This is a genomic window from Salipiger abyssi, from assembly GCF_001975705.1.
Classification (GTDB): Bacteria; Pseudomonadota; Alphaproteobacteria; order Rhodobacterales; family Rhodobacteraceae; genus Salipiger; species Salipiger abyssi.
Genome location: NZ_CP015093.1, coordinates 2,063,871 through 2,089,065 on the forward strand (window position 1 = coordinate 2,063,871; position 25,195 = coordinate 2,089,065).

Sequence of the window (25,195 nt, forward strand, 5' to 3'; positions counted from 1 at the left end):
ACAGCGCGAAAGAGGCCGCCCTTTTAACGAAAAGCGCCGCCCCGAGGGGCGGCGCCGGTCTTGCGAACGCAGGCGTTGGGATCAGAAGCCCAGGCCTTCGTATTTCTTCTTGAACTTCGACACGCGGCCACCGGTATCCATCAGGCGCGAGGAGCCGCCGGTCCAGGCCGGGTGCACCGAGGGGTCGATGTCGAGGGTCAGCGTGTCGCCCTCTTTGCCCCAGGTGGTGCGGGTCTGATAGACGGTGCCGTCGGTCATCTTGACGTCGACGACGTGGTAATCGGGGTGGATGCCCTTTTTCATGACGTCGCTCCTTATGCGTCGGCGCCGGCGAGCGGCTTGTAGTTGGTGTCCTCCGCGATCCGGGCCGATTTGCCGCGACGCGAGCGGAGATAGTAGAGCTTGGCGCGGCGGACGCGGCCGCGGCGCACGACGGTGATCGACTCGATGTTGGTCGAATAGAGCGGGAACACACGTTCCACGCCTTCACCGAAGGAAATCTTGCGGACGGTGAACGAACCGGCGATGCCCTTGCCGTTCTTGCGGCTGATGCAGACGCCTTCGTAGTTCTGCACCCGGGTGCGGGTGCCTTCGGTCACCTTGTAGCCGACGCGAATGGTGTCGCCGGGCTTGAAGTCGGGGATCTCTTTCCCCAGGGCGGCAATCTGTTCCGCCTCGAGCTGTGCGATCAGATCCATCTGACCTTCTCCTTGGCTGCTCACGGTTGGACCCGTGAATATGTCTCGCGCCCCAGAGCTCCGCGTCTTCGGTCGGGTCCGCGCCGGCTGTTGCCGGGGCGCCCGCGGGAGGCTATCGACGTCTTTTCCGTATCTGTTATCCGGCCCGTCTGTGCCCCGTCGAAGAAGCGGGTCAGGCAATACCGGACAGCCCGCTCGACTCGGGAGAGCCTGCGGACGGGCTGCGTATAGGCGGAGGCGGGCGTGTAATCAAGGAAAAAGGGTGGGGAGGAGAGGCCGCTATGCGGACAAACCAGACCTTCTCCCCGCTTGCACGAACGGCCCCTTTGTTGCGCGGAATAGCTTGCGGCTCATCTGAGGGATTGTGCATGTCGACAGCAACGTTGATGCTGCCAGGATGGCAACCGAAATAGAGTTTTCTTTTGCAGCGCTGAACGGCTCAGCGCGACGGCACATTCGGGTGTTTCAGATACACCAGTTCCTTGACCGTTTTGCGATGGGATTGACGGTTGCCGTTGTCGCTCTGGCTTTGACTGACAGGGGCATGGACCTCTTTCAAATCTCGCTTCTCTTCGGGGTCTATTCGCTCACGACCATGGCGATGGAGCTGCCGTTTGGCGGTCTCGCCGACAGTATTGGACGCAAGCCGGTCTTTCTGACAGCAGTCGTCGCCAGCTTGACGTCGCTCGCGCTCTTTCTCTCGACCAGCAATTTCCATGTTCTCGCACTCTCATTCGCCTTAATCGGTTTTGGGCGGGCGCTTCGGTCGGGCACGCTCGATGCGTGGTTTGTCGAAACTTTCAAAGCCGCTGCGCCAAATGTGGATGTGCAGCCCGCACTGGCCAAAGTGCAATGGGCCAATGCCGTGGGGTTGGCCATTGGCGCCACTGTTGGAGGTCTTTTGCCCGATATTTTCGGATCGGTCGCGAGCAGCCTCGGCTTCAGCATTTATGATGTCTCCTATGCCGCGAGCTTTGGTGTGATGCTGGGCGTGCTTGGCTTTACGATGTTGGCCATCGTCGAAGAACCACGCCCGAAAAACGTCAATGCCCTTAGACAGGGGTTCGCAGACGTGCCCTTGGTGATCAAAGACGCAAACCTTCTCGCCCTGAAACATCCGGCGCTGTCGATCCTCTTGGCGGCACTGGCGTTTTTCTTGATGGCAACCAACCCGGTCGAGGTGATCTGGCCGACCCGTGCAAAGCCCATGTTGGATGAAGGTTACGCGAACACCGTCATCGGTGTTGTGACTGCGACTTACTTTTTTTCCATAGCTTTGGGCGCATCTTTGTCCCCGCGCATCAGCCGGATCTTCAAGCGGCGGCACGCCATGACGCTGGCGGCGACTTTTGCTTGCCTGGCTGGCGTTCAGATCGCATTGGCATTGCAGGGCAATATCATCGGCTTTGTGACGGCTTTCATCCTGTATTCCGTGGTGCTTGGTGTTAGCGAAACGCCGGCCAGCAGCATTCTACATCGCTGCGTTGAAGACCGTCAGCGGTCGACCATGCTTTCGCTCAGGTCATTGATACAACAGTTGGGGGCCGCATTGGGCCTTGTTCTGGCCGGAGCCATCGCCGAAATTTACTCCACACCGGTCGCATGGATCGTCGGGGCAGTGTTTCTTGTCATTGCAGTGATACTGAGCTTGGTGTTGGTCAAACGATTGGCCCCATAAGCCGGCAACTGACCGTCCTGCGCCGCGCCGCATCGGGCAATTTGGGTTCTGCGGCGGTCGGTGGGATCACCTATGCGCGGCGTTGCCGGCGCCCGGCCCTTCCCTGCGGGCGGTCTCTGACGCAGCGTCGGGGTGGTTTTCGCCCATCGCCGCCGGACATGCCGGGCACGGCATGCGCATGGCCACAGCCCAGAGCGGCCGCCAGAGTCTGGCGCAGTGGTCGCGCGTCGATGGCGCAGATCGGCAACGCTGCATCGACCCTGCTATGGCAACAAGCGGGCGGGTAATTCCCGCTTGATCGGCTGTAAAGCGCGCGCTTGGCGTGACCGCCGTCGCAAGTTCATGAACGCAAAGAAACTCTGTCGCTGGCGTTTGAGGGCATGTCGCTTCCCGGCATGTGAGCCGACCTGCCAAGGATAGCATCCGGCGAATGAGGCCCTGTATTCCACGGCATGCCGGGATGCGGTGCCTCGCCTGTGCAAGATCTAGGAGGAGACGCACATGAGCAATATCGGTGTTGTTTACACCGGCCCGGGGGCCGTCGAGGTGCAGAAGATCGACGATCCAAAACTTCAGGCCCCCGACGGTCGCAAGTTGGAGCACGCGGTGATCCTCAAGGTGATCTCGACCAACATTTGCGGCTCCGACCAGCACATGGTGCGCGGACGCACGACCGCCGAGCCGGGCCTCGTTCTGGGCCACGAGATCACCGGCGAGGTGATCGAAACCGGCTCCGACGTGGAAATGCTGGAGGTCGGCGATGTCGTCTCGGTGCCGTTCAACGTGGCCTGCGGACGCTGTCGCTGCTGCCGCGAGGGCGATACCGGCGTTTGCCTGACGGTGAACCCGGAGCGCGCGGGCGGGGCCTATGGCTATGTCGACATGGGCGGCTGGATCGGCGGTCAGGCGCGTTATGTCACGGTGCCTTACGCCGATTTCAACCTGTTGAAGTTCCCCGACCGCGACCAGGCGATGGCGAAGATCCGCGACCTTACCATGCTGTCGGACATTCTGCCGACCGGCTTCCACGGCGCCTTGCAGGCCGGGGTCGGCGTCGGGTCGATCGTCTATGTCGCCGGCGCGGGCCCGGTGGGTCTGGCGGCGGCGGCCTCCGCGCAGATCCTCGGCGCGGCGGTGGTGATGGTCGGTGACTTCAACAAGGAGCGCCTGGATCACGCGGCGAAGGTGGGCTTCACCCCGGTCGATCTGTCGAAGGGCGACAACCTGCCCGAGATGATCGCCGAGATCACCGGGTCTCCGGAGGTCGACGCCGCAATCGACGCTGTCGGCTTCGAGGCGCGCGGCCATTCGGGAGGAGAGCAGCCGGCAATCGTGCTGAACCAGATGATGGAGATCACCCGCGTCGCGGGCGCCATCGGCATTCCCGGCCTTTATGTCACCGAGGATCCGGGAGCCGCGGACGACGCGGCAAAATCCGGCAACCTGTCGATGCGGTTCGGTCTGGGCTGGGCAAAGGCGCAGAGCTTCCACACCGGTCAGACGCCGGTGCTGAAGTACAATCGCCAGCTGATGCAGGCGATCCTGCACGACCGCCTGCCAATCGCGGATATCGTCAACGCCACGATCATGCCGCTCGATCAGGCGGCGGAGGGCTACAAGAGCTTCGACAGCGGTGTGGCGAAGAAATTCGTGCTCGATCCGCACGGACTGCTTGCGTCCTGAAACCGGCCCGTCTCTGGTCAGCCGCCGCCCTTTACGGGCGGCGGTCTTGTCATGCGCACGGTCGGGAGAGGCCGTTTTTCCGAAAAGGAAGGGGCGCATTGACGGGCCGCTTCAAGTTTGAAGCGGACAAGCATCCCTTTGATGAGAACAGACATATCTGGCCATGATCCTCAGCCGGGCAGCAGACTCAGAGCGCCCGTTTGAATCCCACATGACTCGCCGTGAATCCGAGCCCCTCATAGAAGCGGTGCGCATCCTTGCGCGAGGCATCCGAGGTGAGCTGAACCATGACGCAGCCGCGCCGGCGGCATTCCTCGACGGCCCAGCGGATCATCTGCCCGCCGAGCCCCAGCCCGCGCGCCTGGGCCGCGACGCGCACGGCCTCGATGGTGCCGCGCAGGGCGCCCTTGCGGGACAGGCCGGGGGTGAAGGTCAGTTGCAGCGTGCCGATCACCGCGCCGTCGCGTTCGGCCACCGCAAGGAGCTGGTTGGGGTCAGTGTCGATGGCGCGGAAGGCGGCGAAATAGCTCTCGGCGAGCGGTTCGCTCAGGTCTTCGCGCGTGGCGCCGAGCGGATCGTCGGCCAGCATTGCGACGATGGCGGCCAGATCGGCCTCGGTGGCGCGGCGCAGGACGATATCGCTCATGTCTTGCCCCCCTTCGCCGCCTCATGCGCCGCCCAGAGATCCGGGCGGCGGGCGCGGGTGATCTTTTCGGCCTGGGCGCGGCGCCATTTGGCGATCTCGCCGTGATGGCCCGACAGCAGCACCGGCGGGATCTCCAGCCCCTGCCACTCGGCGGGGCGGGTGTATTGCGGGTGCTCCAGCAACCCCTGGGAAAAGCTCTCCTCCTCGATGGACTCGGCATTGCCCAGCACGCCGGGCAGCAGCCGCACCGTGGCATCCAGCATCGCCTGCGCGGCGATCTCGCCGCCGGTCAGCACGAAATCCCCGAGCGAGATCTCGGCGATGCCGTAGTGATCCAGTACCCTCTGGTCGAGCCCCTCGAAACGGCCGCAGATCAGCGTGACCCCGGGGGTGCGCGCAAGATCGCGCGCCACCGACTGGTCGAAGCGGCGCCCGCGCGGCGACAGGTAGAGGATCGGGGCGGCAGGGGAGATGCGACGGCGGGCGCTCTCCAGCGCGCGGCCCATCACGTCGGGGCGCAGCACCATGCCGGCGCCGCCGCCGGCGGGCGTGTCGTCGACATTGCGGTGCTTGCCTTCGCCGAACTCGCGCAGCGGCACCGTGTCGAGCTGCCAGAGCCCGTCCTGCAACGCCTTGCCGGTAAGCGACAGGCCCAGAACCCCGGGGAAGGCCTCGGGGAATAGCGTGACGATCTGCGCGGTCCAGGCGCGCGCCAGCTCGGGCCGCTCGGTCATCAGCTCGCGCGGCTTCAGGCTGGGGCGGATGGCCTTGCGGCCATGGGATTTCGGTGCGTCGCTCATGGCCCTCCTCTAGCCGCAAGGGCCGGGCGGCTCAAGCGGCGTAGAGAGCGGCGGGTTCGAGGTAGTCGGCGATTTGCGGCGGCGCGCTCAGCCCGCCATGGGCGAGGCTCCAGTGATCGCGCGGGCGCGGGGCGCAGCCATGGTACTCGGCGAAGAGCCCGCGCGGCTCCGGCCAGCGCGGCGCGCCGGTGATCTCGGCGAGCCGGTCGAGCTGCGCCGCCAGCGCCGGCGCCGAGCCTGCCACCGCATCCGCAGGGGTGAGCCCCATGGCGCGCCCGGCATAGCGCCCGGCGTTCCAGCCGTCGATCACCTCGCGCAGACCGTCGAGCCAGCCGGTATCGCCCGCCCGTGCCGCCGCCGCGATCTGCCCGCGCGCGGCGACACCCGCCAGGAACAGCGCCACCGAGGCGCGTTCGCAGCTTGTCTGCCGGGCGCACCAGAGCGCCGCGTCCTGCTGCGCCGGATCGTGCGGATCGTGTTCGGCGATAACCTTGTGCCAGAGATCGGGATCGGCGCGGTCGAGCGTCTTCAGCGCCGCCAGCAGCGACCGGGGCGCGGCGTCGCGCGACGCGGTTTCCCAGGCGCGGCAGGTGGCGCGGAACGCAGCCATCTGCGCATCGTAGCTGCGGCGGTGCCGGTCGATCGCGGTGATCCGGTCGCGGATATCGAGCAGCACATCTGGATTGACGAAATGCTGGGCGAGCTCTCCGGCGCGGTCAGGGGTGGCGCGCACCAGCTCGATGAGCAGCCAGATTTCGTGCAGCCGGTCGTCGCTCAGCTCCGTGGGGCTGTGCAGGGCCCAGGAGGCGAGGATTCGTTCAAGAACCCGGCGCAATGCATGATCCGGCGTTTCGGGCTCGGCGCCGCCGAATTCTGCCGCGAGCGGCGCCGGGCTTTGCAGCACCCGGTACAGCTCGGCACGGATCGACCGCGTGTCGGGGATCCCGGGCGGCGGGTGGCGCAGGGCGGAATGGTCGAGCAGCGGGGCCGGACGCTCTCGGCGTCGGTCAATGGCATGGCGGGCGAAATGCGCGGCACCGAAGGCGACCGTCCAAGCCAGGGCGAGAATGACCGAAGGCCCGACCTGTGCCATCGCAGCATTCACGATGCCCTGCGGAAGCGCCAGCAACAGCACCGCTGGGCTCAGTGCAAATCCCGACCAGAGAACTCGTTGATACGTGGTGAGCAAGAGCCGCCCCTTTTTCGACAACATGCGGGCGAAAATTCTGTCCAATTGTGGCAATTTCTGGGAAGCCAATTGGCCTTTTAACGAACGATTTCCCCTACGGAAACAGTGCCTCCCCCGCCTGGCCTCTGTCTGCAAACAGGATGGTAATGTATTAAGGCTTCAGGCAAAAATCCGCCATTTTACCGACCGTTATCGGCGGCCTCCGCGCTTTTGCGGACTCTCGATCCCGCGATATCGCGGCAACGGGGCGCCGGACTTGCGTTGAGTCGCGGCGTCTCGGAAGGCGGCTGGTCGCGGCCCGCGCCCTCCCGGCCGCCTCAGTCGAAGAGCCCCTCGGGCGGATCGGCCACGATGCGCCCCGCCGCCAGATCGACCGTCGGCACCGCCGCATGGGTGAAGGGCAGAAGCACGGTCTTGGAACTGCCGGGCAGGTGCAGCTCCAGCAGATCGGCGGCACCGTGATTGAGCACCGCCTTGATCCGGCCCAGCTCGGCGCCGCCGGTGTCGTAGACCGCAAGCCCGATCAGATCCGCGTGGTAGAACTCGTCGTCGGGCAGGCTGGGCAGCCGGTCGCGCGGAGCAAAGAGCCGGGTGCCGCGCAGCGCGTCGGCATCTTCCTTGCTGCGCACGCCCGAAAGCCGCGCCGCAAAGCCGCCCTTGATCGCGCCGGTGATCTGCACTTCGAAACTGCGGCTGCCGTCCTCGCTGGTCAGCGGGGCGTAATCGGCCAGCGCCTCGGGATCGGCGGTGAAGCTCTTCAGCCGCACCTCACCATGCACCCCGAAGGCACCTGAAATCGCTCCGACGCAGATCCTATCGCTCACTCCGACCTCGCTTTCGCCTCGCATACCGGAGATCTGGATAGACCAGAGCGCCGGGCATTGGCAATCGGGACGGGATCAGAAGCGCAGGCGGAACACCCGGGTGACGCCGAAACGGATCGTCCACTGATCGTCGCTGCCGTTCTCGACAATCGGGCTGTCGGCGGCATCGTTGCGATATTGCTCCCAGGTGAGCGCGCCTTCGACGCCCCAGTCGTCGTTGAGCTGATAGCGCGCGCCCATTTCGATCCCGGCGGAGAGCAGCCCGCCATCGGCGTAATAGGCGGGGCGCGAGGCGGTGGCCTCGTTGCCGTCGACGCCGAAATAGGTATCGGCGTAATCGTTGCTGCCCCAGAAGAGCCGCGGGCCGACGGTCAGCTTCCAGCGGTCGCCGGGACGTGCGATCACGTCCATACCGGCCTCGCCGACCCAGGATTCGTGCCCGCCAAAGCCACGGCGGAAATCGGTGAAGGCGGAGAAATTCTGCGCCGTGTAGCCGAAGCCGAAGCCCAGCTCGACCGCCGTGTCGATATCGTCCATGCCGCGCAGATCGTCGTAATCGGAGGCGTCGCGCTCGCCGATATAGCGGAAGGAGCCATGGATGTCCCAGCCGAGCGGGTCGGTCCAGGGGTCGCCATCGCCGAACTGCCGTCCGTTGCGCAGGCTCAGCCCGTGGAACTTGAAGCCGAGATCCGGGCCGGTCGCGTAATCGTCGCTGCCGAAATATTCCGGCGCCACCGACGCGCCGCCGCGCAGGGAGAACACGAATTCCGGCTGCGCCGAGCCATAGCCGGTTTCGGTGCTTTGCGCGAGCGCGGCACCGGGGAGGGCGGCAAGGGCGAGAAACAGAACAGGACGGAGCGGGGACATGCAGGTCTCCAGAAACAACGGTTGATTCTCATACTAGCGATTTTGCGACGGTTTCACAGTCACATGCATGAGAAAGGCGCGCGGGTGTCACCCGCGCGCCCTTCCGCCAGCCGAATGGCCGGATCTTATTCCGCGGCAGCCTCTTCCTCGGCCGGAGCGGCGGCGGCTTCTGCCGCAGCAGCGGCCTTGGCGGCCTTGGCTTCGGCGCGCTCGGCGGCGGCTTTGCCCGGAACGGCTTTCTTGGGGTTGCTGCGCTCTTTCTTCTCGATCACGCCGGCGGCTTCGAGGAAGCGCGACACGCGGTCGGTGGTCTGCGCGCCCTGGCCAATCCAGTACTGGATGCGCTCGACATCCATGTTCACGCGGCGCTCGTCATCCTTGGCGAGCAGCGGGTTGTAGGTGCCGACCTTCTCGATGAAGCGGCCGTCGCGCGGCATGCGCGAGTCGGCGACGACGATGGCGTAGTGGGGGCGCTTCTTGGAACCGCCGCGGGCGAGACGAATCTTGAGGGCCATTTCAGTTTCTCCTTTAGCAAATGGCGTTGGTTTCGGTTGGCTGCGCCAACCTCACGATTGGTGTCGTTCGTGGTGCTTGATGACTTCCTGAATGACGAAATTCAGGAACTTCTTGGCGAATTCCGGATCGAGATCCGCTTTCTCCGCCAGATCCTGGAGCCGCGCGATCTGTTTCTCTTCGCGCGCGGGGTCGGAGGGGGGCAGGTCGTGGGCCGCCTTGAGCAGGCCCACCGCCTGGGTATGCTTGAACCGTTCGGCCAGCGTGAAGACGAGGATCGCGTCGAGCCGGTCGATGCTCTCGCGGTGTTCCTTGAGCAGCGCGGCGGCGCGCGCGACAGGGTCGTGCGCCTCTGGCGCAACGGGATCGTGCGTCTCAGTCAATGGCCCAGCCTTTCGGTTTGAACAGGGGGTTCTGGAAATTGGCGATTTCCATGTCGATGCCATGCGCCAGCTGCGTGCCGCGCAGCGCCTGCGGTTCGGGGTGGCGATAGACCGCGTCGGAGCCGTCGATGGAGGCCGCCTCCGGGTCTTTCGTCGCGCCCAGCCGTTCGGCCAGCCGGATGGAATCGAGGTTCTTGGGGTCGATATACGACACCGCCCCGTCCCAGCCCTGGCTGTCGTAGAAATGCGCCCGCACCCGATGCGTCGCCTCCAGCGCAAAGCCCATGCCCGCCTTGTCGGGCCAGATGATCCAGGCGATCTCGCGCTCGGGCCATTTCGCCGGGAACCAGCCGCCCGCCATGCCGACGGTTTCGTCGCTGTCGCGCAGATGCACCATCCACATGCCGAAGCCGCGAATCTCCCAATGGCCGATCTCGGCGGCGTAGAGCATCCAGGTCTCGTAGGGGTTCAGCGGCCCGCCCATGAAGCGCGAGCGGTAGGAGGCGAAGGTGGCCTTGAAATCAGGGTAATCCTGCGGCTCGGGGCCGCGCAGCACCAGGCGCTTGGTTTCCAGCACGGGGATCTCGGTCATGCCGCGCCTCCGGTGATTTCCGGGTGGCGGTAGACATGGGCCGGCTTGCCCATCAGCTCTTCCTCGCGCTCGAAATGCGCGCTGAGCCGCAGTGCCAGCGCCTTGGAGCGGTCGTTGGCCGGGTCGATCAGGCTGATGAGCCGGGTGAGGCCGAACTGTCGCGCGGCGGTGGCGCGGGCGGCTTCGGCGGCCTCATGGGCAAAGCCCTTGCCCTCGAAACCCGCGAAAATGCCATAGCCCAGCTCGGGCTCGGGCCATTCAACATGGTTGATGACGCCGGCATGGCCGATCATCTCGCCGGTCTCGCGCAGGGTGATGTGCCAGACGCCGTAGCCACGGATCTGCCAGTGCCCTGCGATACGCAGCAATACCCGCCAAACGCCGCCCCGGTCGAGCGGGCCGCCGACGAAATGCGACCGCTCATCGGCATAGAAGCCGCAGAGCGGGTCCAGATCCTCCAGCCGCGGGGCGCGCAGGATCAGGCGGTCGGTTTCGATGAGGGGGATCTCGACGCTCATTCGAGCACCTCGTCGGGGCCGGGGTGACGATAGAGCAGGTCCTCGCCCATATTGTAGTTCTGATAGGTCCGCTCATAGGTGGCGCCCAGCCGTTCGGCCAGCGCGATGGAGCGGGCGTTGCCCGGCACGATATTCGAGGTCAGCGTCTTGAGGCCGAGATCCTCATAGGCATAGCGGCGCACCCGCCGCGCGGCCTCGCTGGCGATGCCCTTGCCCTCGAACTCGGCGAAGACCACCCAGCCGAGCTCCGGCTCGGGCCAGCCCTCGGGGTTCCAGATGCCGGAGATCCCGGCGGGGGCGCCGGTCTCTTTCAGCTCGATGGTGAAATAGCCGTAGCCGCGCAGATGCCAGTGGCCCACGTTCAGCGCGAACCAGCGCCAGGCGTCGCCGCGATGGTCGTAGCCGCCGAACCCGTCCGACCGCGCGCGGTCGAGCAGGAACTCCATCAGCGGTTCGGCATCCTCGGGCTCGGGGCCGCGCAGGATCAGCCGCTCGGTTTCCAGATAGGGGGCCTGGGTGAGACTCATGCCCGGCCTCCCGCCCGGCGGCGCCGGAGCTGTGAGTATTTGGAGAAAGATGAAAGGCGGGGGCTCATGCGCGCGCCTCCGGGCTGCTGCCGGGGGCGAAATGGCGGAAGCTCTCGCACCCGGGCAGCGGGCAGGGGGCGCCGGTCTCGTCGAGACGGGCGCCCAGGCGCAGGGCCAGTGCGCGCGAGGCGGCGTTGGCGGTGTCGATATAGCTGACGACATTGTCCCAGCCGCGGGTCTCGAAGAGATCGCGCAGCACCGCCTCGCAGGCTTCGCGGGCATATCCCTTGCCCTCATATGCCGCGTCGGTCAGCAGCCAGGACATTTCCGGCTCGGCAAAGCCTTCGGGATGATGCGGGCCGGCCATGCCGATGGTTTCGCCGCTGTCCTTCAGGCGGATGGCGTAGAAGCCATAGCCGCGAAGCACCCACTGACCGACATAGGCCGAGAATTTGTGCCAAGCCGCGACGGTTTCCATCGGTCCGCCATAGAACTGTGCGCGCTCCGAGCCCAGGAAGGACAGCATCGCCGGCTGGTCGGCGGCGCCGGGTGCGCTCAGGATCAGGCGGTCTGTTGCGAGCTGGGGGAACTGGTGCAGGCTCATGCGTAGGCCTCCGGGCTGCCGTCGCTGTCCGGGCGGTGGCGGTAGACGAGGGTTTCCTCCGGCGCCTCATCCGGGGGCAGGGCGGCGTCGGGATCGTGGACCGCGCCCAGCCGTTCGGCCAGCGCGATGGAGCGGCTGTTGTCGCGGTCGATATAGGAGACCAGCGTCTCGATCCCCTGCTCCCACGCCCAGAGCAGCACGGCGCCGGCGGCCTCGGCGGCATAGCCCTTGCCCTCGGCATGTTCCAGCAGCGTCCAGCCGATCTCGGTTTCGGGATAGTGCGGCGGCCGGAGCAGGCCGATCTGGCCGAGGAAGCTGCCGTTCTTGTCCTCGATCCCCCAGGAGCCGAGTCCGATGAGATCCCACATGCCGACCTCGGAGGCGAGCCAGCGCCAGGCCTCCTTGCGCGGCAGCTGGCCGCCCATATAGCGCGCGCGATCGGTCTCGAACAGGTCGCAGAGCTGTTCGAGATCGGCCATCACATGGCCGCGAAGCGTCAGGCGCGGGGTATGGAGGAGCGGAGCGGGCAAGGGGCTTACTTCTTCTTGCCGAGACCGCTGAGGCCCTGCGGCAGGCCGCCGCCACCCATGCCGGGAAGGCCGCCCATGCCACCGGGCATCTTGCCGCCCATGGCCTTGGCCGCCGCCTCGATGGCCTTGGGGTCCATCTGCGAGGGGTCCATGCCCTCGGGCATGCCGCCCTTGCCGAACATGCCCTTCATGGCCTGTTTCAGCATGCCGCCTTTGCCCATCTTGCCCATCTTCTTCATCATGTCGGACATCTGTCGCTGCATCTTGAGCAGCTTGTTGAGATCCGACACCTCCAAGCCCGCGCCCGCCGCGATGCGTTTCTTGCGGCTGGCCTGAAGGATCTGCGGGTTGGCGCGTTCCTTCTTGGTCATGGAGTTGATGAGGGCGATCTGCTGGCGCAGGATCTTGTCGTCGATCCCCGCGCCGTCCATCTGCTTGGCCATCTTGGCGGCGCCGGGCAGCATCGACATCATGCCCTCCATGCCGCCCATCTTGATCATCTGTTCGAGCTGCATCTTGAGGTCGTTCATATTGAACTGACCCTTGGAGAAGCGCTTCATCATGCGCTCGGCCTGCTCGGCCTCAAGCGTCTGCTGCGCCTTTTCCACCAGCGCGACGATGTCGCCCATGCCGAGGATGCGGCCGGCGACGCGGTCGGGCTCGAAGGTTTCGAGCGCCTCCATCTTTTCGCCGAGGCCGACGAACTTGATCGGCTTGCCGGTGACTGCGCGCATCGACAGCGCCGCGCCGCCACGACCGTCGCCGTCCATCCGGGTCAGCACCACGCCGGTGATGCCGATGCGGGTGTCGAAATTCTCGGCCGTGTGCACCGCGTCCTGACCGGTGAGCCCGTCGACCACCAGCAGCGTCTCGCGCGGGTTGGCGACGTCGCGCACCGCCTCAACCTGCGTCATCAGCTCTTCGTCGATGGAGAGGCGCCCGGCGGTGTCGAGCATGTAGACGTCATAGCCGCCAAGGCTGGCCTGGGTCTTGGCGCGCTTGGCGATGGCCACCGGATCCTCGCCCTTGACGATGGGCAGGGTGTCGATGCCGATCTGCTTGCCGAGAATCTCCAGCTGTTCCATGGCCGCCGGACGGTTCACGTCGAGCGAGGCCATGAGCACCTTCTTGTGGTCGCGCTCTTTCAGCCGTTTGGCGAGCTTGGCGGTGGTGGTGGTCTTGCCGCCGCCCTGAAGGCCGACCATCAGGATCGGCGCGGGCGGGCTGTCGATGCGCAGCGCGCCGGGCTCGCCTTCACCGGCCAGCACCGCGATCAGCTCGTCATGCACGATCTTGACCACCTGCTGGCCCGGCGTCACCGATTTGGTGACCGCGGCGCCGGTGGCCTTTTTCTCCACGGCCTTGATGAACTGCCGCGCCACGGGCAGCGACACGTCGGCCTCGAGCAGCGCCACGCGCACTTCGCGCAGGGCGGTGCGCACGTCATCCTCGGAGAGCGCGCCCTGTTTCGTCAGCCGGTCGAAGACGCCGCCTAGGCGCTCGGAAAGATTCTCGAACATGGGGCCTCGGGCCTCCCGTCATTGCTCCTGATGCCACCCGAGATAAGGGCGGCGGCGTTGCGACACCATGGGGCAATGCGAAATGGCCCCCGTGGGCGCAACGCGCTGACGGAGGGCGATCCCGGGCATACCCCAAGGGACCGGAAGCACAAAACTGCATCCGGAATTGCTGGCGAATTACGGCGCGGATGCCCGTGAGTCAAGGCTTTGCCGCTCTTCGCAGGGGGAGACATTGTTTTTCCCGGTGCATTGCGCTAGCGTTTGGGAAGGCCGTTAGGGCTTCGGCGAGCCGGGTTCCGCAGTGCAATCTGTGGAGACTGGCGTGGAATTACGCAAAAATGGCACAGCATGCCAGAAATCTTGCGAAAATCCGCCGGGGTCTGGATTCGGGCTGGCAGATTCGCGGATCTGCCGTTAAGACAGCTTATGAAACGCTCATTTTACAGGTGACGCATGAAACTGAAATCGCTTATGACCTCGGCCGCCATCGTCAGCATGCTGGCCACCTCCGCAGCTTACGCTTCCGACCCGAGCGGCGCCGTCGAAGACGACGATCCCTATGCGCTCGCCGCTGAGTCGTCGGTGGATCAGGGTGTTATCGCCGCTGGTGGCGCACTCGCACTGCTCGCCATCCTGGCATCGGGCGGCGACTCGTCCAGCTCGTCGAGCTCCTCGTCGCAGGACTCGCCGTTCTCGAACTGAGTTCAGCAGGATCGGGCAAATCGCCTGACGATCTTTGCACATAGATTTTCGAAAACGTCCGGATTTTTCCGGGCGTTTTTATTTTTTTCGGGGCATCTGTCGCGGGATCTTTCCTGGCAGGCCATGAATCGCAAAGCTTCCATTGCATTTTCAAACGAAACACCGGCATATCTTGGGCCAGTGTGGCTTTTTGCACAGGGGGGCCTATGACCAACTGGGATGAGATTCGCACCGCCTATCAGGTTGCGCGTCTTGGAACCGTAAGCGGCGCGGCAGAGGTGCTGGGTGTGCACCATGCCACGGTGATCCGGCATATCGATGCGCTCGAGGCGCGGCTGGGGGTGAAGCTGTTCCAGCGCCATGCCCGTGGCTATACGCCGACCGAAGCCGGGCAGGACCTTGCCCGCGTGGCGCAGACCACCGACGATCAGCTTCAGCAGCTGGCCGGGCGGATCAAGGGGCAGGGCGAGGGTGTCTCCGGCGAGCTTCTGGTGACCTCGCTGATCAATTTCTCGCCGCTGATGGTCGGGGCGCTGGCCTCCTTCCGTGCCACGTATCCCGATGTGATCGTGCGCTACCTGACCGGCACGCGGCTGTTCCGACTGGAATATGGAGAGGCGCATGTGGCGTTGCGCGCCGGCTCGGTGCCGCAGGAGCCGGACAACGTGGTTCAGCCCTTCTCCCGCCAGGCCGTGGCGCTCTATGCCGCAAAAAGCTATGTTGCCGCCCGCGGAGCGCCGAAGACCGAACAGGAGCTCGCCGCCTTCGAATTCGTGGGCTACGACGATCCCGATTCGCGGGCACCGTTCAATATCTGGATGAAGCCGCGCGTGCCCTTCGACCGCGTGGTCTTTCGCACCGAGGACAACCGGGTGCAGCAGGAAGCGGTGCGGGCCGGTGTCGGGCTCGGGTTCCTGTCCGTGCATGAGGCGCAGGACGATCCGGAGCTGGTGCAGGTGTTGCCGCCGCGCGAGGAATGGTCCTCGCCGCTCTGGCTGGTCACCCATGTGGATCTGCACCGCACGCCGAAGGTGCAGGCTTTCCTGCGGCATCTGAAGGAATACGCAACCGATAAGAGCGCGCAGTGAGCCCCCAGGCACTGGGCCACCTGGCGATGCTGAGCTTTTCCGCGCTGGTCGCGGGATCCTTCGCGCTGGGCAGCATGGCCGCGCCGCATATCGCGCCCACGGCGCTGAACGCGGTGCGGTTCCTGCTGGCGGCGGCGCTTCTTTCGGTCGTGGCGGCGGCGAGCGGCAAGGTCACGCGGGCCTCGATGGCGGCACCCTGGCGCTATGGCGTGCTGGGCGGGCTGCTGGTCGGGTATTTCGTGCTGATGTTCGAGGGGCTCAAGACCGCGGCGCCGGTGAGCCTGTCGACGGTCTTCACCCTGACGCCGCTGATGGCGGCGGGGTTCGGCTGGTTCCTGGTCCGCCAACGCATGACCCGCCGGATGGCGCTGGCGCTGGCGATCGGGGCCTCGGGCGCGCTCTGGGTGATCTTCCGGGCCGATCTCGGCGCGCTGATGCGGCTGGAGATCGGTCGCGGCGAGATGGTCTATTTCTGGGGATGCGTGGCGCATGCGCTCTACGCGCCGATGGTGCGCAAGCTGAACCGGGGCGAGCCGGCGCTGGTTTTCACGCTCTGGACCAATCTCGCGGGCACGGTGCTGCTGCTGATCTGGGGCGGGCGCGACCTTCTGGCCACCGACTGGCTGGCGCTGCCGGGGATTGTCTGGATCACCATCGTCTACACGGCGGTCGCGGCGACGGCGGCGACTTTCGTGCTGTTGCAGTTCGCGGCGCTGCGGCTGCCCTCGGCCAAGGTCATGGCCTATACCTATCTCACACCCACCTGGGTGATCCTGTGGCAGATCGTGCTCGGGCAGGGGGTGCCGCCGGCGCTGATCCTGGGCGGCGTGGCGCTGACGGTGCTGGCTCTGGTGTTGCTTCTCAAGGAGGAGTGAGGGCAAATTCCTTCGAAGGAATTTGCAAAAGTCTTCGAAGACTTTTGCGGCTCAGCCCTCGGAGGGCAGGTTCAGCTCCTGCGTCAGGAAACGCTCGAACGCGTCGAGATTGACCGGTTCGACCAGCCCGAAGCTCACCATCCAGACCGAAGCCTCGCGCAGCGCGTCCGGCTCCAGCTTGCACCATTTCACCCGCCCGCGCTTTTCCTGGCTGATGAGCCCGGCGGCGGCGAGGATCGCGAGGTGCTTCGAGATCGCCGCGAGCGAGGTCTCGAAGGGCTCGGCCACATCGGTGACCGCCATGTCGTCCTCGAGCAGCATCGCGAGGATGCGGCGGCGCGTCGGGTCGGCCAGCGCGGCGAAGACGGAGGAAAGCGTATCGGTCATTCGGCCATAAGCCGTGCCGCGCCGCCGCCCGTCAAGCGCCATCGGGCAAACTCAACCGCGGGGTTGAATATGGAAATCCGGCATCGTTGGCGCTAACCGGTCCGTGCGGGCCATGCCGCGCCGCGCCACATTCGCAGAAAGTCATTTTTTATCAGTGTCTTGCGTGGGGCTAACATAGCGTTCACCGCTTCTTGACTCAGGCGCCCCCGCCGCATAGCAACATCGCGGAACTCCTCTTGGGGGCAGAATGGTGGGCGATCCCGATCCAAAGCGGCAACTCGACGCGCTGGAGGCCAAGATCGCGGCGGTGAAAGCCGCCCGGGACAGCGACCGGACGCATCAGGAGGAGCATTATTCCCAGGCGCAGCTCGCCTGGCGGATGGTGACGGAAATGGTGGCCGGTCTCGGGATCGGCTTCGGCATCGGATACGGGCTCGATGTGGTCTTTGGCACCACCCCGTTCCTCATGGTGCTGTTCACAGTGCTGGGTCTGGTCGCGGGCGTGCGGGTGATGCTGCGCAGCGCCGCCGAGATCCAGAAGGCGCAAACGGCCGAGGCGGCCGGAGAAGACGAGAAGAGGGATCGCGATGGCGACTGAAGCGACGCACGGTGCAGAGATGGCGGAACACGGCGCTGACGCGGGCGGCCTGGTCTTCCACCCGATGGATCAGTTCATCGTCAAGCCGCTCTTCGGCGACGGCGCGGTGGGCATGTTCACCATCACCAACGTGACGCTGTGGATGGCGATCGCCATTCTGGTCATCACCGGGCTGATGGTGCTGGGCACCTCGCGCCGCGCGGTCATCCCCTCGCGCAGCCAGTCGGTCGCCGAGATGGCCTATGGCTTCATCTACAAGATGGTCGAGGACGTCGCCGGCAAGGACGGCCTGACCTACTTCCCCTATATCATGACGCTGTTCATGTTCATCGTGGTCTCGAACTTCCTCGGGCTGATCCCGATGAGCTTCACCACCACCTCGCATTTCGCGGTCACCGTGGTGCTGGCGCTCTGCGTGTTCCTCACCGTGACGATCATCGGCTTCGTCAAGAACGGCGCCTCCTTCCTGAGCCTCTTCTGGGTGTCGAGCGCGCCGCTGGCGCTGCGCCCGGTCCTGGCGATCATCGAGATCATCTCGTATTTCGTCCGCCCGGTCAGCCACTCCATCCGTCTTGCCGGCAACGTCATGGCAGGTCACGCGGTGATCAAGGTCTTCGCCGGCTTTGCTGGTCTCGCGCTGATCTCGCCGCTCTCGGTGGTCGCGATCACCGCGATCTACGGGCTCGAGGTGATGGTGGCCTTCGTTCAGGCCTATGTCTTCACGATCCTCACCTGCGTCTATCTGAAAGACGCGCTGCATCCGCATCACTGAATGAACGGCGGGCGCTCTGCCCGCCGGACAACCGCACACCCCTATCGACCAACTTCCACACGTAAGGAGATTTCACCATGGAAGGTCAACTCGCACATATCGGCGCAGGTCTCGCAGGTCTCGGCACGGGTCTCGCCGCTCTCGGTGTGGGCAACGTCGCCGCCAACTTCCTGTCGGGCGCTCTGCGCAACCCGTCGGCTGCCGCGTCGCAAACCGCGACCCTCTTCATCGGCATCGCATTTGCCGAAGCTCTGGGCATCTTCTCCTTCCTCGTTGCTCTGCTGCTGATGTTCGCCGTCTGATCGACGGAACGACTATCCTTACGCGCGGGCGGCGCCGTCACTGACGGGCCGCCCGATGTAGAGACAACGTTCCGACGGAGGACGACATGGCGACAGAACCTATCGCCGAAGAACTGGCCGGCACCTGCGTCGACTCCCATGGTTCCGCCATCGGGATGCCGCAGCTCTGCGCCGACTGGATCCCGAACCAGGTCTTTTGGCTGGTCATCGCGCTGGTGGTGGTCTTCCTCGTGCTGTCGCGCATCGCTCTGCCGCGGATCGCATCGGTCCTGGCCGAGCGCCGGGGCACCATCACGAACGACATCGCCGCCGCCGAAGAGCTGAAACGCCAGGCGGCCGAGGCGGAAAAAGCCTATGACAAGGCGCTGGCCGATGCCCGTGCCGAGGCGCAGGCCATCAGTCAGAAAACCCGCGACGAGATCAAGGCGCAGCTCGACGAAGCGACCGCCGCCGCCGACGCGCAGATCGCCGCCAAGACGGCGGAATCCGAAAAGGCGATTGCCGAGATCCGGGCTTCGGCCATGGAGAATGTCGAGCTCGTCGCCAAGGACACCGCCGGGGCCATCGTGGCCGCGCTGGGTGGGTCTGCCGATGCGGCGACCGTCTCGGCTGCCGTCGGCAACCGGATGAAAGGGTGAGCCCATGCGCAAGCTGATCGTCACCAGCGCCCTGAGCGCCAGCCTCGCCAGCCCCGCGCTGGCGGCAACGGGCCCGTTCTTCTCGCTGCGCAACACCGATTTCGTGGTGCTGCTCGGCTTCCTGCTCTTCCTTGCGGTGCTCGTCTACTTCAAGGTGCCGGGCCTGCTGGGCAAGCAGCTCGACAAGCGCGCCGAGGGCATCCGCGACGAGCTCGACGAGGCCCGTGCGCTGCGCGAAGAGGCCCAGACGCTGCTCGCCTCCTACGAGCGCAAGCAGCAGGAGGTCTCTGAGCAGGCGGCGCAGATCGTTGCGAACGCCAAGCAGGAGGCGGAGAACGCCGCCGCGCAGGCGCATGAGGAGCTCAAGGCCTCCATCGCCCGCCGGCTCGCCACTGCCGAGGACCAGATCGCCGCGGCGCAGGCCTCTGCCGTGAAAGAGGTGCGCGACCGTGCCGCCGCCGTGGCCGTGGCCGCCGCGCGCGACGTGATCGCGCAGCAGACCAGCGCCGCCGACAAGGATCGCCTGATCGACGAGTCGATCGCGGACGTGGGTGCAAAGCTGCACTGATCTAGGCACAGTGCGATTGCGAAAAGCCCGGCCCCTGCGGCCGGGCTTTTTGGTTGCCGGGGGAACACGATTTGCCCGCGCATTGGCCGAACTTGGGGGCGTAAGCCTTTTCTTGCCGACGGCCCCCAGATACGGTAGCGGCAACGGTACCACAGCGGAACATGTGGGTTTCAATTCAAGAGGACAGCGTGGCACATATCATCGTCGTCGGGAACGAGAAGGGCGGGGCGGGCAAATCCACCGTCTCGATGCATGTGGCAACCGCTCTGGCGCGCATGGGCCACCGGGTCGGCGCGCTGGATCTCGACCTGCGGCAGCGCACCATGGGGCGCTACTGCGACAATCGCCGGCGCTTTCTGGATGCCGAGGGCCTGTCGCTTCCCGGCCCGGTCTATATGGACCTGCCCGAGATCCAGCAGGACGCGCTGGCGCCGGGCGAGAATGCCTATGATCACCGGCTGAGCAAGGCGGTCTCGGCGCTGGAGGCGGACTCGGATTTCATCCTGATCGACTGCCCGGGCTCGCATACCCGGTTGAGCCAGGTGGCGCATTCGCTCGCCGATACGCTGATCACGCCGCTGAACGACAGTTTCATCGACTTTGACCTGCTGGCACGCATCGACAACGATGGCGAAAAGATCCTCGGCCCCTCGGTCTATTCCGAGATGGTCTGGAGCGCGCGGCAGCTCCGTGCGCAGGCGGGGCTGAAACCCATCGACTGGATCGTGCTGCGCAACCGCCTCGGCGCGCAGCAGATGATCAACAAGATGAAGATGGAAAAGGCGCTGGAGCGGCTCTCCAAGCGCATCGGATTCCGCATCGCGCCGGGCTTTTCCGAGCGGGTGATCTTCCGCGAGCTGTTCCCGCGCGGGCTGACCCTGCTCGACCTCAAGGATATCGGGGTCAAGCAGCTCAATATCTCCAACGTCGCCGCCCGGCAGGAGCTGCGCGATCTCATGCTCGCCCTGGATCTGCCCGGCGTGACCGTCCGCTTCTGAAAATGACAACGGCGGGCCCCGGGCCCGCCGCTACGCCGCGCCTGTCAGGGCGCTCAGGCGACCATCTTCTCCGCTTTCTTGAGATCGACCGAAACCAGCTGGGACACGCCCTGTTCCTGCATGGTCACGCCGAACAGCCGGTCCATCCGCGCCATGGTCACCGCGTGGTGGGTGATGATCAGGAAGCGCGTCTCGGTGCGGCGGCACATCTCGTCGAGCAGATCGCAGAACCGCGTCACGTTGGCGTCGTCGAGCGGCGCGTCCACCTCGTCCAGCACGCAGATCGGAGCCGGGTTCGCCAGGAACACCGCAAAGATCAGCGCCAGCGCGGTCAGCGTTTGTTCGCCGCCCGAGAGCAGCGACAGGGTCGAGAGCTTCTTGCCCGGCGGCTGGCACATGATCTCCAGCCCGGCCTCCAGCGGGTCGTCGCTCTCGACCATCACCAGATTGGCCTCGCCGCCATTGAAGAGATGGGTGAAGAGCATCGAGAAATTGCTGTTCACCTGCTCGAACGCCGTCAGCAGCCGCTCGCGCCCCTCGCGGTTGAGCGAGGCGATGCCGGAGCGCAGTGTCTTGATCGCCTCCTCCAGATCCTGCTTTTCCGAGACCAGCGTGTCGTGCTCTTCCTGAACCTCGCGGGCGTCCTCCTCGGCGCGCAGGTTCACCGCGCCCAGCGAATCGCGCTGGCGTTTCAGCCGGTTGACCTCGGCCTCGATCTGCTCGGCGCCCTGCATCTCCTGAGCATTGGCGCCCAGCCGGTCGAGCAGTTTCGCCGGCGTGGTCTCCTGCTCTTCGAGAATGCGCTCGGCGGCGTAATCCACCGTCTCGCGCGCCGCCTCGACCCGGGCCTCGGCGCGGGCACGCGCCTCGCGCGCCTCCGAGGCCGCGCGTTCCGCGTCGCGCTCGGCGCCGATGGCCTCGCGCAGCGCGCTCTCGGCCGTGGACAGCGCATCGGTGGCGCTGGCCTTGCGCGCCTCGGCCTGGGCAATGGCCTGGCTCAGCTCGTCGCGCTTGGCCGCCAGTTCGGCGGGGGCGGAAGACGCGTCCTTCAGCTCGGCCTCGGCGGCGCCCTTGCGCTCGGCCAGCTCGGCGCTGCGTTTCTCTGCGGTCTCCAGCCGGTGGCGCCAGCCCGACAGCTCCTTGGTGACCTGCTGCGCGCGCGACTTGCGGGCATCGCCCTCGCGGCGCAGCTCGTCATGGGCGGAGCGCTTGGCGATCATCGTCATCCGCGCCGCCTCGACGGTCAGCTTGATGTCCTCGACCTCGGCGCGGGCGCTTTCGAGATCGCCGAGCTCCGCCACCGCGCGCTCGGCCTCGGTGAGCTGCTTGCGCGCGCCGGTGGCCTCGTCCTCGTGGCGTTTCACCGCCATGGCGAGGCTCTCCAGCTTGCCCTCGGCCATATTGCGGTCGGCCTCGGCGCGGTTCATCGCGCGGGTCGCCTCGTTCAGCCGCTGATCGGCCTCGCGCCGGGCCTCGCGCGCGGATTTGTCGGCCTGGGTCAGCTCCGCCAGCCGCGTCACAAGCGCCTCATGCGCGGCGCGCATGCCGTCGACCTTGGCGGTGGCGGCGGCCATTTCCTGTTTCAGCGTTTCCAGCTTGTTGAGCTGTTCCAGACGCAGCGCGGCGGCGGAGGGCGCATCTTCGGCCCAGGCGCGATAGCCGTCCCAGCGCCAGAGATCGCCCTCGACGCTCACCAGCCGCTGGCCCGGTTTCAGCTGCGGCTGGAGCCGCGGACCCTCATCCGCCTCCACCAGCCCGATCTGGCCCATGCGCCGCACCAGAACGTCCGGCACCGAGACGTGGTGAGTGAGCGCTGTTACGCCGGCGGGCAGCGGCTGATCGCTGGGGTAGGGGGGCAGCACCGCCCAGCCGGTGGGGCCGTCGGCCTCCACCTCGGGGGCGCGCAGGTCATCGGCGAGCGCCGCGCCGAGCGCCTTTTCAAAGCCCTGCTCGACCTGAAGCCGGTCGAGGATCTGCCCGCCCTCCGCCGTGTCGCGGTCGAGCAGCCGGGCGAGCGCGGTGACCTCGGCACGCAGCGCGTTGAACTCGCCCTCGGCCTCCGAGCGTTCCGCCCGCGCCTCGGCCTCGCGCGACTGCGCATCGGCGCGCGCGGCATCGGCATCGGTCAGCAGCTTGTCGGCACGCTCGGCCATCGCCTGCGCCTGATCGGTGCGGGTGCGTGCGGTCTCCATCGCCTCGGACGCGCCGGAGAGGGTCTGCTTGGCCGCCGAGACCGCCTCGCGCGCCCGCGCCGCCTCGCCCTCGTGGCGGTCGAGCGTCTTGCGCGCATCGGCGAGGAAGCGGTGGGCCGACTGGTGGCGGGCGGCGAGCCGCGCCACATCCTCGGTGCGCTGCGACAGATCCGCCTCGCGCGCCTGAAGCATCGCCGCCGCCTCGCGTGCGGACTCCGAGGCCTCGGTCAGCCGGTCGTCATGGCCCTCGCCGGCCTTGGCCAGCTCGCGCGCTTCCCAGTCGAGCCGCTCGATGGTCTCGCCCGCGTCGCGGTTGAGCCCGGCCTCGCGCTCCATGTCCTTGGACATCTGCTCGATACGGCGGGTCAGCGCGGCGATGGTCTCCGCCGCGCGCTTTTCCTGATCGGTGAGCGTGTCGCGCTGCACCGAGAGCCGTTGCAGGATCGCCGTGGCGATGCTCTCCTCCTCGCGCAGCGGCGGCAACGCCTCTTCCCTCTGGGCGCGCAGGGTCGCGGCGGCGCGCGCGGCGCCCTCGGCCTGGGCGGCGGCGGTGACCTTTTCGCGGTGCCCGGCCTCGGCCTGCACCCGCGCCTCGTCGGCGTCCTTCCAGCGGCGGAACAGCAGCAGCCCCTCGGCGCGGCGCAGATCCTCGCCGATCGCCTTGTAGCGCGCCGCCTGTTTTGCCTGCCGTTCGAGCTGCGCGAGCTGCGCCGCGAGCTGCTCGATCACGTCGTCGACGCGCAGCAGGTTGGCCTCGGTCGCGTTCAGCTTCAGCTCGGCCTCGTGACGGCGCTGGTAGAGCCCCGAGATGCCGGCGGCCTCTTCGAGAATGCGACGGCGGTTCTTGGGCTTGGCGTTGATCAGCTCCGAGATCTGCCCCTGCCGCACCAATGCCGGCGAATGCGCCCCGGTGGAGGCGTCGGCAAAGAGCATCTGGATGTCGCGCGCGCGCACATCCTTGCTGTTGGCCTTGTAGGCCGAGCCCACGTCGCGGGTGATGCGCCGCACGATGTCGAGCTGGTCGCTGTCGTTGAACCCGGCGGGGGCCAGCCGGTCGGAATTGTCGATGCTGAGGCTGACCTCGGCGAAATTCCGGGCCGGGCGCGAGGCGGCGCCGGCGAAGATCACGTCTTCCATGCCCGAGCCGCGCATCGCCTTGGCGCGGTTCTCGCCCATCACCCAGCGCAGCGCTTCCAGCAGGTTGGACTTGCCGCAGCCATTCGGCCCCACGACACCGGTCAGACCCTCGGCGATGACGAGGTCCGTCGGGTCGACGAAGCTCTTGAAGCCCGTCAGTCTGAGACGTGAAAAACGCAAATCTGCCTGCCCTGATTCCGGTTTGCCCACCACTGTGCCGGTCGGCGCCCGGGTGAGTCAAACGCTTTGCTCTGGATATCGCGGTGAGGTGGCTATTATCCACAAGATATTGCGGAATTTCGCGCAACGTGCTGACTTGACGGAGCGCCTGTTAGCGCGTTTCATCTCAAGCCTAGCCAGGAGCCGCCGATGCCGCTTGCCATACACCCCGTCTCCCCCCGCGATCCGCGCGCGGTGGCGCTGTTGTCCGAAAGCCATGCGCTGATGAACGCGCTCTTTCCGGCGGAGGAGAACCATTATCTCGATGTCGATGCGCTTTGTGCCGAGGGCATCACCTTCTTCGGGGCCGAGGAGGGGGGCGAGCTTCTGGGCTGTGCGGCGCTGGCGCGGCGCGAGGGCTATGGCGAGGTGAAATCCATGTTCGTGGCGCCTGAGGCGCGGGGCATCGGCGTGGCGCGCCGGCTGCTGGCGCATCTGGAGCGCACCGCCCAGCAAGAGGCGCTGCCGCTGCTGCGGCTGGAGACCGGCGACAGGCTCGCCGCCGCGGTGTCGCTCTACGAAGGGCAGGGATATCGCCGTTGCGGGCCGTTCGGCGGCTATGTCGCCAACGGGTCGAGCGTGTTCTACGAAAAGCCGGTTCAGGCATAACCGCCCCCGCTCAGTATTCGGTACATTCCATCGACGCGCTGCCGCCCAGACGGTCGGTGTAATAGGCGTCGAAGATCTCGCAGGAGATCGTGCGGCGGCGCGGCTGTCTCGGTGCCGGCGCCCCGTCGCAGGACAGCCCCATCACCATCATCGCCGGATCGCCGGTGACCCAGGCCGGCACGCAGCCGGTTTCCTGCGCCACGGCCAGTTGCGCGCGTTCGGATATCGGGCCGAAGCGGGCGGGGAATTCCGAGCTGGTGCGGATCACCTCGGCCATGCGGTCCTTTACCCGGATGGTGAAGCGCGAGCCCTCGACCTCGCGCGTCACGGCTGGCACGCCGCGAAAGCCCGGGCTCGCCATGTCGCAGCCCGCCAGCAGAAGAAACCCCAAGATCGCCCCGCGTCGCATCGCCTCAGAAAACCCGATGAGGGTTAAGGCGCGGTTAACCGCGGCGCTGGGACAGGCTGTCGCAGGGAATTTACATTCTGATTTTCGAATGTAATATACGTTCTGAAATCAGACTGTCACGGAGGCCGT

The 25,195-nt window shown here is 66.3% G+C and carries 30 protein-coding genes; 12 read left to right on the plus strand and 18 right to left on the minus strand.

Annotated elements, in window-relative coordinates:
* Positions 1 to 81: 81 nt before the first annotated feature.
* Together rpmE and rplS are read right to left on the minus strand one after the other, a co-directional pair.
* The gene (gene rpmE / locus Ga0080574_RS13430) at positions 82 to 303 is read right to left on the minus strand and encodes a 50S ribosomal protein L31 (protein ID WP_076699995.1); all 222 of its coding nucleotides are present in this window, start codon (positions 301 to 303) and stop codon (positions 82 to 84) included.
* A gap of 11 nt (positions 304 to 314) precedes the next feature.
* Complete coding sequence (gene rplS / locus Ga0080574_RS13435; protein WP_076699998.1) at positions 315 to 698, minus strand: 50S ribosomal protein L19; 384 nt, start codon at positions 696 to 698, stop codon at positions 315 to 317.
* A gap of 397 nt (positions 699 to 1,095) precedes the next feature.
* Here rplS and Ga0080574_RS13440 point away from each other — a divergent pair, with 397 nt between their 5' ends.
* Entirely contained in the window at positions 1,096 to 2,376 is a 1,281-nt protein-coding gene (locus tag Ga0080574_RS13440) for an MFS transporter (RefSeq protein ID WP_076700001.1), read from the plus strand.
* Between the two features lie 501 nt (positions 2,377 to 2,877).
* Positions 2,878 to 4,059, plus strand: coding sequence for a formaldehyde dehydrogenase, glutathione-independent (gene fdhA / locus Ga0080574_RS13445; RefSeq protein WP_076700004.1), 1,182 nt, complete (start codon positions 2,878 to 2,880; stop codon positions 4,057 to 4,059).
* 187 nt (positions 4,060 to 4,246) lie between these two features.
* On the opposite strand, the gene Ga0080574_RS13450 is transcribed toward fdhA, so the two are convergent.
* The 13 genes from Ga0080574_RS13450 to ffh all read right to left on the minus strand — a co-directional run bounded on the left by Ga0080574_RS13450 (position 4,247) and on the right by ffh (position 13,572).
* Entirely contained in the window at positions 4,247 to 4,705 is a 459-nt protein-coding gene (locus tag Ga0080574_RS13450; protein ID WP_076700007.1) for a GNAT family N-acetyltransferase, read from the minus strand.
* Positions 4,702 to 5,505, minus strand: a complete 804-nt coding sequence (gene trmD, locus Ga0080574_RS13455; protein ID WP_076700010.1) for a tRNA (guanosine(37)-N1)-methyltransferase TrmD — start codon at positions 5,503 to 5,505, stop codon at positions 4,702 to 4,704. Before trmD ends, Ga0080574_RS13450 begins: the two co-directional genes overlap by 4 nt.
* A 31-nt stretch (positions 5,506 to 5,536) precedes the next feature.
* Positions 5,537 to 6,640 carry a hypothetical protein gene (locus Ga0080574_RS13460; protein ID WP_076700013.1) on the minus strand — a complete coding sequence of 368 codons (1,104 nt, stop codon included), beginning with the start codon at positions 6,638 to 6,640 and terminating at the stop codon, positions 5,537 to 5,539.
* A 371-nt stretch (positions 6,641 to 7,011) separates the two neighbouring features.
* Positions 7,012 to 7,518, minus strand: coding sequence for a ribosome maturation factor RimM (gene rimM, locus Ga0080574_RS13465; protein ID WP_076705956.1), 507 nt, complete (start codon positions 7,516 to 7,518; stop codon positions 7,012 to 7,014).
* A gap of 75 nt (positions 7,519 to 7,593) precedes the next feature.
* Positions 7,594 to 8,385 carry a MipA/OmpV family protein gene (locus Ga0080574_RS13470; RefSeq protein WP_076705958.1) on the minus strand — a complete coding sequence of 264 codons (792 nt, stop codon included), beginning with the start codon at positions 8,383 to 8,385 and terminating at the stop codon, positions 7,594 to 7,596.
* 125 nt (positions 8,386 to 8,510) lie between these two features.
* On the minus strand, positions 8,511 to 8,900 hold the full coding sequence (gene rpsP / locus Ga0080574_RS13475) for a 30S ribosomal protein S16 (RefSeq protein WP_076700016.1): 390 nt from the start codon (positions 8,898 to 8,900) through the stop codon (positions 8,511 to 8,513).
* A 51-nt stretch (positions 8,901 to 8,951) separates the two neighbouring features.
* A complete protein-coding gene (locus Ga0080574_RS13480; RefSeq protein ID WP_076700019.1) occupies positions 8,952 to 9,281 on the minus strand; it encodes a chorismate mutase in 330 nt (109 codons plus the stop codon).
* Entirely contained in the window at positions 9,274 to 9,873 is a 600-nt protein-coding gene (locus tag Ga0080574_RS13485; protein WP_076700022.1) for a GNAT family N-acetyltransferase, read from the minus strand. The genes Ga0080574_RS13480 and Ga0080574_RS13485 overlap by 8 nt, the downstream gene beginning before the upstream one ends.
* Positions 9,870 to 10,391 (minus strand): GNAT family N-acetyltransferase, encoded by a 522-nt coding sequence (locus Ga0080574_RS13490; protein ID WP_076700025.1) that lies wholly within the window; start codon positions 10,389 to 10,391, stop codon positions 9,870 to 9,872. The genes Ga0080574_RS13485 and Ga0080574_RS13490 overlap by 4 nt, the downstream gene beginning before the upstream one ends.
* Positions 10,388 to 10,918: a GNAT family N-acetyltransferase gene (locus Ga0080574_RS13495; protein WP_076700028.1), complete on the minus strand. Its 531-nt coding sequence runs from the start codon at positions 10,916 to 10,918 to the stop codon at positions 10,388 to 10,390. Before Ga0080574_RS13495 ends, Ga0080574_RS13490 begins: the two co-directional genes overlap by 4 nt.
* 64 nt (positions 10,919 to 10,982) lie before the next feature.
* Positions 10,983 to 11,522, minus strand: coding sequence for a GNAT family N-acetyltransferase (locus tag Ga0080574_RS13500; RefSeq protein WP_076700030.1), 540 nt, complete (start codon positions 11,520 to 11,522; stop codon positions 10,983 to 10,985).
* Positions 11,519 to 12,052, minus strand: a complete 534-nt coding sequence (locus tag Ga0080574_RS13505) for a GNAT family N-acetyltransferase (RefSeq protein WP_076700034.1) — start codon at positions 12,050 to 12,052, stop codon at positions 11,519 to 11,521. The genes Ga0080574_RS13500 and Ga0080574_RS13505 overlap by 4 nt, the downstream gene beginning before the upstream one ends.
* Before the next feature lie 5 nt (positions 12,053 to 12,057).
* Positions 12,058 to 13,572 carry a signal recognition particle protein gene (gene ffh / locus Ga0080574_RS13510; RefSeq protein WP_076700037.1) on the minus strand — a complete coding sequence of 505 codons (1,515 nt, stop codon included), beginning with the start codon at positions 13,570 to 13,572 and terminating at the stop codon, positions 12,058 to 12,060.
* Between the two features lie 453 nt (positions 13,573 to 14,025).
* Between ffh and Ga0080574_RS13515 the strand changes: the two genes are divergently transcribed.
* The 3 genes from Ga0080574_RS13515 to Ga0080574_RS13525 all read left to right on the plus strand — a co-directional run bounded on the left by Ga0080574_RS13515 (position 14,026) and on the right by Ga0080574_RS13525 (position 16,237).
* Complete coding sequence (locus tag Ga0080574_RS13515; protein ID WP_076700040.1) at positions 14,026 to 14,274, plus strand: hypothetical protein; 249 nt, start codon at positions 14,026 to 14,028, stop codon at positions 14,272 to 14,274.
* 206 nt (positions 14,275 to 14,480) lie between these two features.
* A complete protein-coding gene (locus Ga0080574_RS13520) occupies positions 14,481 to 15,362 on the plus strand; it encodes a LysR family transcriptional regulator (protein ID WP_076700043.1) in 882 nt (293 codons plus the stop codon).
* Positions 15,359 to 16,237, plus strand: coding sequence for a DMT family transporter (locus Ga0080574_RS13525; protein ID WP_380658873.1), 879 nt, complete (start codon positions 15,359 to 15,361; stop codon positions 16,235 to 16,237). The genes Ga0080574_RS13520 and Ga0080574_RS13525 overlap by 4 nt, the downstream gene beginning before the upstream one ends.
* Positions 16,238 to 16,288: 51 nt before the next feature.
* On the opposite strand, the gene Ga0080574_RS13530 is transcribed toward Ga0080574_RS13525, so the two are convergent.
* Positions 16,289 to 16,624 (minus strand): ArsR/SmtB family transcription factor, encoded by a 336-nt coding sequence (locus tag Ga0080574_RS13530; RefSeq protein WP_076705968.1) that lies wholly within the window; start codon positions 16,622 to 16,624, stop codon positions 16,289 to 16,291.
* Between the two features lie 250 nt (positions 16,625 to 16,874).
* Between Ga0080574_RS13530 and Ga0080574_RS13535 the strand changes: the two genes are divergently transcribed.
* The 6 genes from Ga0080574_RS13535 to Ga0080574_RS13560 all read left to right on the plus strand — a co-directional run bounded on the left by Ga0080574_RS13535 (position 16,875) and on the right by Ga0080574_RS13560 (position 20,500).
* On the plus strand, positions 16,875 to 17,222 hold the full coding sequence (locus Ga0080574_RS13535; protein ID WP_076705970.1) for an AtpZ/AtpI family protein: 348 nt from the start codon (positions 16,875 to 16,877) through the stop codon (positions 17,220 to 17,222).
* Positions 17,212 to 17,994, plus strand: coding sequence for a F0F1 ATP synthase subunit A (locus Ga0080574_RS13540; protein ID WP_076700046.1), 783 nt, complete (start codon positions 17,212 to 17,214; stop codon positions 17,992 to 17,994). The genes Ga0080574_RS13535 and Ga0080574_RS13540 overlap by 11 nt, the downstream gene beginning before the upstream one ends.
* 77 nt (positions 17,995 to 18,071) lie before the next feature.
* A complete protein-coding gene (locus Ga0080574_RS13545; RefSeq protein WP_009505655.1) occupies positions 18,072 to 18,296 on the plus strand; it encodes a F0F1 ATP synthase subunit C in 225 nt (74 codons plus the stop codon).
* An 86-nt stretch (positions 18,297 to 18,382) separates the two neighbouring features.
* On the plus strand, positions 18,383 to 18,934 hold the full coding sequence (locus Ga0080574_RS13550) for a F0F1 ATP synthase subunit B' (protein ID WP_076700049.1): 552 nt from the start codon (positions 18,383 to 18,385) through the stop codon (positions 18,932 to 18,934).
* Positions 18,935 to 18,938: 4 nt separating this feature from the next.
* Entirely contained in the window at positions 18,939 to 19,502 is a 564-nt protein-coding gene (locus Ga0080574_RS13555; RefSeq protein ID WP_076700052.1) for a F0F1 ATP synthase subunit B, read from the plus strand.
* A gap of 188 nt (positions 19,503 to 19,690) precedes the next feature.
* Entirely contained in the window at positions 19,691 to 20,500 is an 810-nt protein-coding gene (locus Ga0080574_RS13560; RefSeq protein WP_076700055.1) for a division plane positioning ATPase MipZ, read from the plus strand.
* Between the two features lie 53 nt (positions 20,501 to 20,553).
* Here the strand turns inward: Ga0080574_RS13560 and smc are convergent, their stop codons facing one another.
* Complete coding sequence (gene smc, locus Ga0080574_RS13565; RefSeq protein WP_076700058.1) at positions 20,554 to 24,009, minus strand: chromosome segregation protein SMC; 3,456 nt, start codon at positions 24,007 to 24,009, stop codon at positions 20,554 to 20,556.
* A gap of 189 nt (positions 24,010 to 24,198) precedes the next feature.
* On the opposite strand from smc, the gene Ga0080574_RS13570 reads away from it, so the two are divergent.
* Positions 24,199 to 24,657, plus strand: coding sequence for a GNAT family N-acetyltransferase (locus Ga0080574_RS13570; protein WP_076700061.1), 459 nt, complete (start codon positions 24,199 to 24,201; stop codon positions 24,655 to 24,657).
* Between the two features lie 10 nt (positions 24,658 to 24,667).
* Here the strand turns inward: Ga0080574_RS13570 and Ga0080574_RS13575 are convergent, their stop codons facing one another.
* Positions 24,668 to 25,048, minus strand: a complete 381-nt coding sequence (locus Ga0080574_RS13575; protein WP_237219381.1) for a hypothetical protein — start codon at positions 25,046 to 25,048, stop codon at positions 24,668 to 24,670.
* Positions 25,049 to 25,195 lie beyond the last annotated feature (147 nt).